The 635-nt window shown below is 67.7% G+C and carries 1 protein-coding gene; it reads left to right on the plus strand.

Annotated features, from left to right (window positions below; genetic code table 11):
* Window positions 1–593: integrase core domain-containing protein (locus tag AB4091_RS21810; RefSeq protein WP_442294999.1), on the plus strand; the 593-nt coding region annotated here is incomplete at its 5' end.
* Window positions 594–635: the final 42 nt, after the last annotated feature.

Consider the following 635-nt stretch of genomic DNA (forward strand, 5'->3'; position numbering starts at 1 on the left):
CGAGAGGGCCGGGGCACATGGTGCACCTGGATGTGAAGAAGATCGGGAAGATCCCAGACGGGGGCGGCTGGCGCRCCCACGGACGTGAMAGTGAAGCAGGCCGTGCTTCCAAGCGCGGGCCTGGCCGGCGGGTCGGCTACACCTAYCTGCACTCGGCGATCGACGGGTACACCCGCCTGGCCTACACCGAGGCGTTGGAGGACGAGCGGGCGGCCACGACCGTGAGCTTCTACTGCCGGGCGCGGGCGTTCTTCGCCGCCCACGGCATCCGGATCGACAGGGTGATCACGGACAACGGCAACAACTACCGGGCCGTGGACTTCACCCGGAAGGTGGTCTCGCTCGGGGGCCGGCACCACCGGATCCGACCCTACACCCCGCGTCACAACGGGAAGGTCGAGCGGTACAACCGGCTGATGGTCGATGAGGTCCTCTACGCCCGCCCCTAYACCTCAGAGMCRGCTCGGCGTGAGGCCCTKCAGGTGTGGGTGAAYCACTACAACTACCATCGGCCKCATACCTCCTGCGGRRAYGCYCCKCCGRCCTCGTTGGCMCCGGYSCGWGTCAACAACGTCATGCCCTCCTACAGCTAGGCTGGCAGGGTGACCTCCTCCGGCATCTCCCCGTCCCCGAAC

The organism is Terrabacter sp. 2RAF25 (genome assembly GCF_052115265.1).
GTDB lineage: Bacteria > Actinomycetota > Actinomycetes > Actinomycetales > Dermatophilaceae > Terrabacter.